Annotated in this window: 3 protein-coding genes; 2 read left to right on the plus strand and 1 reads right to left on the minus strand. The window is 69.8% G+C overall.

Annotated features, from left to right (window positions below):
- Positions 1-8: 8 nt before the first annotated feature.
- Complete coding sequence (locus ACWCRB_RS37235) at positions 9-4,124, minus strand: HAMP domain-containing protein (protein WP_451000283.1); 4,116 nt, start codon at positions 4,122-4,124, stop codon at positions 9-11.
- 101 nt (positions 4,125-4,225) lie between these two features.
- On the opposite strand from ACWCRB_RS37235, the gene ACWCRB_RS37240 reads away from it, so the two are divergent.
- Positions 4,226-6,256: a SpoIIE family protein phosphatase gene (locus ACWCRB_RS37240; RefSeq protein ID WP_451000284.1), complete on the plus strand. Its 2,031-nt coding sequence runs from the start codon at positions 4,226-4,228 to the stop codon at positions 6,254-6,256.
- A 65-nt stretch (positions 6,257-6,321) separates the two neighbouring features.
- The gene (gene hemW, locus ACWCRB_RS37245) at positions 6,322-7,554 is read left to right on the plus strand and encodes a radical SAM family heme chaperone HemW (protein WP_451000285.1); all 1,233 of its coding nucleotides are present in this window, start codon (positions 6,322-6,324) and stop codon (positions 7,552-7,554) included.
- Positions 7,555-7,762: the final 208 nt, after the last annotated feature.

Here is a 7,762-nt window from a genome sequence, read left to right on the forward strand (position 1 = left end):
ACCGTGCCTCACTCGGTCGCCGTCTTGTCCAGCGCTTCGCCGTTGGGGCGCTCGGGGTCCAGGAGCGCGCAGACCACGGTCAGCAACTGGTCGACATCGACGGGCTTGGGTACGTAGTCGTTGGCGCCGCGGGCGATCGACTTCTCGCGGTCGCCGGGCATCGCCTTGGCGGTGAGGGCGACGATGGGCAGGTCCGCCCAGCGCGGGGTGCGGCGGACTGCGGAGATCGTCTCGTAGCCGTCCATCTCCGGCATCATGATGTCCATCAGTACGAGTTCGACGTCCGGGTTGCGCTCCAGCGTCTCGATGCCTTCGCGGCCGTTCTCCGCGTACAGCACCGGCATCCCGACCCGCCCCAGCACATGGGTGAGCGCGAAGACGTTGCGGATGTCGTCGTCGACGATCAACACCCGCCGCCCGGGCAGGACTTGGCCCGCCCGGCCCGCCTTCCACGCCTCCAGCTTGGTCGGCGCCGGCCAGGAGTCGTCCGTGTCGTGAGCCGTGTAGGGCTCGGTGGACAGCTGCTCGGGCAGCGCCAGTTGGTGGTCCTTCGGCGTGTTTCCGCTCGGCGTGTGGCCGGGGCTCACGACAGGCACGTACAGGGTGAAGGTCGAGCCCTTGGTCGGCACGCTCTCGGCGATGATCCTGCCGCCCAGCAGGCCCGCGATCTCCCGGCTGATGGACAGACCGAGGCCCGTGCCGCCGTACTTGCGGTTCGTCGTGCCGTCGGCCTGCTGGAACGCCTCGAAGATCACCGGGAGTTTCTCGGCGGCGATGCCGATGCCCGTGTCGGAGACGGCGAAGGAGATCACGTCGTCGCTGTTCTCGCGGGTGTACAGGTGATCGGGGTCGGTGATCCGGCTGACCCGGAGTTCCACCCGGCCGGTCGCCGTGAACTTGATCGCGTTGGAGAGGAGGTTGCGCAGGATCTGCTGCAACCGCTGCTCGTCCGAGTACATCTCGCGCGGTACGTCCTCACCGACCGCCACCTCGAACGCGAGCCCCCGGTCGAGGGTGAGCGGGCGGAAGGTCGCGTGGACGTAGTCCAGGAGCTTGATCAGCGGCAGCTTCTTCGGGCGTACGTCCATCCGGCCGGCCTCGATCTTCGACAGGTCGAGGATGTCGTTGATGAGCTGGAGGAGGTCCGAGCCCGAGCGGTGGATCGTCGTCGCGAACTGGACCTCCTGGTCGGTGAGATGGCCGTCCGGGTTGTCCGAGAGCAGGCGGGCCAGGATGAGGAGCGAGTTGAGGGGGGTGCGGAGTTCGTGCGACATGTTCGCCAGGAATTCTGATTTGTACTGGGACGATGTCGCCAACAAGGCCGCCTTCTCCTCCAGTTCGGCGTTCGAGCGCTGCAACTCCGCCTGCTGCTTCTGGAGTTCGTCCGAGCGTTCCTGGAGCTGCATGGCGAGGCGCTGGGACTCGCCGAGCAGGGACTCCGTACGGGAGTTGGCGATGATCGTGTTGATCGCGACGCCGATCGTGTTCACGAACTGGTCGAAGAACGCCAGGTGGACGTCGGAGAAGCGGGAGAACGAGGCGAGTTCGATCACGCCGAGCAGCTTGTCCTCGAAGAGGATGGGGATGATGACGACGCTGGCCGGGGCTGCCTCGCCCAACCCGCTGTTGATCTTGATGTAGTCCGGCGGGGCCTCCTCCACCAGGATCCGCTTCTTCTCGCGCGCCGCCTGGCGGACGAGGCCGTGCACCGGCATCCCGCCCGTGTCGACCGTCGCGCCCTGCGCCGAGCCGTACCCGGCGATGAACGCCAGGCCCTTGGCCGGGATCGGCGCGCTCAGGCTGGCGCTGTCCTCGTCCGGGTCGGCCAGGAAGAACGCCCCGTACTGCGCGTTCACCAGCGGGGTCAGCTCGCGCAGGATCAGGTCGGCGACCTCCATCAGGTCCCGGTGGCCCTGCATCAGGGCGGCCAGGCGGGCCAGGTTCGACTCCAGCCAGTCCTTCGCGCGGGTCGTCTCGCGGAGGTTGGCCACCATCAGGTTGATGTTGTCCTTCAGCTCGGCGACCTCGCCGCGCGTCTCCACCGAGATGGAACGGGACATGTCCCCCTGGGCCACCGCCGAGGCGACCTCGGCGATCGCGCGGACCTGGGTGGTGAGGTTGAGCGCCAGCTCGTTCACGTTCGTCGTCAGGCGCTTCCAGGTGCCGTACACGCCCTCGACCCTTGCCTGGCCGCCGAGTTGGCCGTCGATGCCCACCTCGCGGGCCACCCGCGTGACCTCGGAGGAGAAGGAGGACAGCGTGTCCACCATCGTGTTGATCGTCGTCTTCAGTTCGAGGATCTCGCCCCGCGCGTCCACGTCGATCTTCTTCGAGAGGTCGCCCTGCGCCACCGCCGTCGCGACCTGGGCGATGTTCCTGACCTGTGAAGTCAGGTTGTCCGCCATGTAGTTGACGTTGTCGGTCAGGTCCCGCCAGACCCCGGACACGCCCAACACCTGGGCCCGGCCGCCCAGTCGGCCGTCGGTGCCGACCTCGCGGGCGACCCGCGTCACCTCGTCGGCGAAGGCGCGCAACTGCTCCACCATCGTGTTGACGGTGTCCTTCAGTTCGAGGATCTCGCCTCGGGCGTCGACCGTGATCTTCTTCGACAGGTCGCCGTTCGCGACGGCTGTCGTCACCTGGGCGATGTTCCGCACCTGCGAAGTCAGGTTCAGGGCCATGAAGTTGACGTTGTCGGTGAGGTCTTTCCAGACGCCCGATACGCCTCTCACCTGCGCCTGGCCGCCGAGGTTGCCCTCTGTACCGACCTCGCGGGCCACGCGTGTGACCTCGTCGGCGAAGGCGGAGAGCTGGTCGACCATCGTGTTGATCGTCGACTTGAGTTCGAGGATCTCGCCCTTCGCCTCCACCGTGATCTTCTTGCCGAGGTCGCCCTGGGCCACGGCCGTGGAGACGAGCGCGATGTTGCGGACCTGTGAAGTCAGGTTGTCCGCCATGAAGTTGACGTTGTCGGTGAGGTCCTTCCAGACGCCTGACACGCCTCTCACCTGGGCCCGGCCACCGAGGTTGCCCTCCGTGCCGACCTCGCGGGCCACGCGGGTGACCTCGTCGGCGAAGGCGGAGAGCTGGTCGACCATGGTGTTGATGGTCGACTTGAGTTCCAGGATCTCGCCCTGTGCGTCGACCGTGATCTTCTGGCTCAGGTCGCCGTTCGCCACGGCCGTCGTCACCTGGGCGATGTTCCGTACCTGCGAAGTCAGGTTCGAGGCCATGAAGTTGACGTTGTCCGTCAGGTCCTTCCAGACGCCCGACACGCCCCTGACCTGTGCCCGGCCGCCCAACTGGCCTTCTGTGCCCACCTCGCGGGCGACCCGCGTCACCTCGTCGGCGAACGCGGAGAGTTGGTCGACCATCGTGTTGACGGTCAGCTTCAGTTCGAGGAGTTCGCCGGTCGCCTCGACCGTCACCGTGCGGGTCAGGTCGCCGCGGGCCACCGCCGTGGTCACCAGGGCGATGTCACGGACCTGGGCCGTCAGCCGGGACGCCATCGTGTTGACCGCCTCGGTCACATCACGCCAACTGCCCGACAGACCCTGCACCTTGGCGCGCCCGCCGAGCCGCCCCTCCGTACCGACCTCGCGCGCGACCCGGGTCACCTCACCGGTGAACAGCGACAACTGGTCGACCATCTTGTTGACGGCTCTGCCGAGTCGGCGCAGATCGCCGCGCAACTGCCGGTTCCCGTCGTGCAGATCGACCCGCTGGGTCAGATCGCCGCCGGCCACCGCGTCCAGGACACGCGTCGCGTTCGCCGCGGGAGCCACGAGGGCGTCCAGCAGGCCGTTCACGTCGTTGACGCGGGACGTCCAGTGGCCCTGGCCGGGGCTCGCGGAGAGCCGCTCGTCGAGCCGGCCGTGCCGGATCAGGTCCCGACGTACGCGCTGCACTTCGGAGTTGAAGTGCAGATTGCGGTCCATGATCTGGTTGAACGCGGAGCTGAGTTCCGCCACCAGACCGTGGCCGGTTTCCGGCACCTTCGCGAAGTTCCCGTCACGGGCCGCCGTCATCGCGGCGAGCAGCGGACGCAGATCGGATGCCCGAATCTGATCGGATGCCGGAATCTGTCCGTCTTCGAGCACTTGCGTAGCACTGTTCTCACTCATGGCGGCCCACTTCGGTAACTCGGCGCTTATGGGCGGGGCCAGTCTGTCACTCTGTCCGCGTCCACTGAGGTGCATTCGTCCGAACTGCTCGGGAGCTGTAGATGGGGGCCATTCCGACGCAACGGGAGACCGTGTCCCGTGCGCCGTCCCGTGCGTCCGGCGCGCCCGCGCGCCGGGGTGCGGACCGGCGCACGGTCACCCACGCCACGCTCGGCGGCGGCCCCCTCGCGCCCGGCGCCGCCCGTGGCCTCGTACGCGCCGCCCTCGCCGAATGGGCCCGCCTCGGCCTGCACGGTGCCGAAGCGCTGCCCGAGCGGCTCGTCGACGACGCGATGGTGGTCGTCAGCGAACTCGTCACCAACGCCGTCGTCCACGCGGGGACGGATGTGGAGCTGGCGTGCCGTCTGGAGGCACCGGAGGCGGAGGAAGAGGCGGAGGAGGGGGTGGGCGTCGCGCTCGTCGTCGAGGTGTCCGATCACCATCCCTCCCGCGCGCCCCGGGACGGCGGTGCGGAACTCCCGTACGACATACCGGAGTACGGGCGTGGCCTCCGCCTCGTCTCCGTACTCTCCGAGGCCTGGGGCGTCACCTACCGCACCGGCACCAAGACCGTCTGGGCGCGGCTCCCCGCCGAGGGCGTCACGCTCGACGACGACATCGAGGCGTACGCCGGCACACACGCCCTCGGGCACGGGTTACGGGTCGCCGAGATCCTCGCCCCCGAGCCGCAGCGCGGCGCCCGCGACCAGGAGTGGCTGAACCACGGCGCCCTCTCCTTCCTCGCCGAGGCCTCCGACCTGCTCGCCGGACAGCTCGACGAGGATCTCGTCGCCGCCCTCACCGGACAGCTCCTCGTGCCGCGCCTCGCCGACTGGTGCGCGGTGTGGCTGGAGGACGAGTCGATGGGGCGCGGGAGCGGGAGCGGGAGTGGTGGCTGGGGCGACGGGAGCGGTGGGGGAGGCGGGGGTATCGGGCACGGGCCTCGGCTCGCTCGGGTCTGGCACAGCAGCGAGGACCGTATCGAGGAGCTGCGCCGCGCCCTGGAGACGGATCCGCCGCGTACGCCCGACACCACCAGGACCGGACCGGTCCCCGTGCCCTGGCCCGGCGAGGCGCTCGGCGGGCGCGGGGAGACCGGCGCCGCGCTCGCCTACCGGCTGGTCGCGGGTGGCCGGCCGCTCGGCACGCTGGTCATCGGGCGGGCCGGGATGATCCGCTTCCCCGACGAGGTCACCGGCCTGGTCGAGGATCTCGGCCGCCGGGTCGCGCTCGCCATCGGCGCCGCCCGCCAGTACGCCCGCCAGGCCACCATCAGCCGTATCCTCCAGCGCGGCCTGCTGCCCGGCGCGGTCGCCGAGATCCCCGGTGTGAGCAGTGCTCTCGTCTACGAGCCCTGCGACAAGGGCGGCCCCAGCGGCGACTTCTACGACCTGTTCCCGGCCGGCGACGGCCGCTGGTGCTTCGCCGTCGGCGACGTCCAGGGCAAGGGGCCGGAGGCGGCTGTGGTGATCGGCCTCGCCCGGCCCTGGCTGCGGCTGCTCGCCCGCGAGGGATATCGGGTCGCGGACGTGCTCGACCGGCTCAACCAGCTGCTGCTCGACGATGCGACGGAGACGGCGGACGCGGCGGCCCGGGCGTTGGTCGCGGCGGATGGGCGGTCGGCGGTACCGGCTGCCTCGGGTGTTCCGGGTCCTGTCGCGGTACGGCCCGGTGAGGGGCCGCAGACCCGCTTTCTCTCCCTCCTGTACGGCGAACTCGTCCCCTTCGACGGAGGCGTGCGCTGCACCCTCGCCTCGGCCGGGCATCCACTGCCCCTGGTGCTCCGGGCGAGCGGTGAGGTCCTCACGGTCGCCGAACCGCAGACGCTGCTCGGGGTCGTCGAGGACGAGACGTACACGAGCGAGAGCTTCGAGCTGCGGCCCGGTGACAGTCTGCTGTGCGTCACCGACGGGGTCACCGAGCGGCGCTGCGGGCCCCGCCAGTTCGACGACGGCGACGGGCTGGCGAGTGCCCTCGCGGGCTGCGCCGGGCTGAGTGCGCAGCTGATCGCGGAGCGTATCCGGCGGCTCGTGCACGAGTTCGGGGAGAAGCCGCCCGAGGACGATCTGGCGTTGCTGGTGCTGCAGACCTAGCGGGCCGGGTGGGCCGTGGGTGGGCGTCGGGCGGGTTGTCCCGCCGGTGCTGGACAATGGAGGGCATGCCCTCCGCACTTCCCGACGGTGATCCCGTCCCCGACGACGGCTCCCTGCCCGCCTCCGCGCTCGCCGGGGCCGCGGACCGTCCCCTCGGGTTCTATCTCCACGTCCCGTACTGCGCGACCCGCTGCGGCTACTGCGACTTCAACACCTACACGGCGACCGAGCTGCGCGGCACGGGCGGTGTCCTGGCGTCCCGCGACAACTACGCGGACACCCTGATCGACGAGGTGCGGCTGGCGCGGAAGGTGCTGGGCGACGATCCGCGGCCCGTTCGTACGGTGTTCGTCGGGGGCGGTACGCCCACGCTGCTGGCCGCCGACGATCTCGTACGGATGCTGGGGGCGATCCGGGACGAGTTCGGCCTCGCGGATGACGCCGAGGTGACGACCGAGGCGAATCCGGAGTCCGTGGACGAGCGGTATCTGGCCACTCTGCGTGAGGGGGGTTTCAACCGGATCTCGTTCGGGATGCAGAGCGCGAAGCAGCATGTGCTGAAGGTGCTGGACCGTACGCACACGCCGGGGCGTCCGGAGGCGTGTGTCGCGGAGGCGCGGGCCGTGGGGTTCGAGCACGTGAACCTCGACCTGATCTACGGCACGCCTGGTGAGAGTGACGACGACTGGCGGGCGTCGCTGGACGCGGTGCTGGGGGCTGGGCCGGATCACGTCAGCGCGTACGCCCTGATCGTGGAGGAGGGTACGCAGCTGGCTCGGCGTATTCGGCGGGGTGAGGTGCCGATGACCGACGACGACGTGCACGCGGATCGGTATCTGATCGCCGATGAGGTGCTGGGGGCGGCCGGTTTCGAGTGGTACGAGGTGTCGAACTGGGCTACGTCTGTGGCTGCTCGGTGTCTTCACAACGAGTTGTACTGGCGGGGCGCCGACTGGTGGGGAGCGGGGCCCGGGGCGCATTCGCATGTCGGTGGGGTTCGGTGGTGGAACGTGAAGCATCCGGGGGCGTATGCGGGGGCGTTGGGGGTGGGGCGGTCGCCGGGGGCGGGGCGGGAGGTGCTGTCGGAGGAGGACCGGCGGGTGGAGAGGGTGTTGCTGGAGCTGAGGTTGCGGGAAGGGGTGCCGCTGTCTCTGCTGCGTGAGGAGGGGCTTGCGGCGGCTCGGCGGGCGCTGGGGGAGGGGTTGCTTCGGGCTGGTCCGTATGAGGCTGGGCGGGCTGTGCTTACGTTGCGGGGGCGGTTGCTGGCGGATGCGGTGGTGCGGGATCTGGTGGACTGAGGGTTCTTTTCTCGCCCCCGCCGCCCCTACCCGTCCCATCCCTGGGGGCTGCGCCCCCAGACCCCCCTTTCGGCCTGAACGGCCTCGTCCTCAAACGCCGGACGGGCTGGAGGGTGGTGGCGGCCGGGTGGGTGGGAAAGTCGCGCTGAACGCGCTCGTCCTCGAACGCCGGACGGGCTGACATACCCAGCCCGTCCGGCGTTTGAGT

It is taken from the genome of Streptomyces sp. NPDC002156, from assembly GCF_053593675.1.

What these genes read in the sequence shown, in the direction of transcription:
- ACWCRB_RS37235 (WP_451000283.1), bottom strand. Translation starts at nt 4,124, where the DNA reads ATGAGTGAGAACAGTGCTACGCAAGTGCTCGAAGACGGACAGATTCCG.
- ACWCRB_RS37240 (WP_451000284.1), top strand. Translation starts at nt 4,226, where the DNA reads ATGGGGGCCATTCCGACGCAACGGGAGACCGTGTCCCGTGCGCCGTCC.
- hemW (WP_451000285.1), top strand. Translation starts at nt 6,322, where the DNA reads ATGCCCTCCGCACTTCCCGACGGTGATCCCGTCCCCGACGACGGCTCC.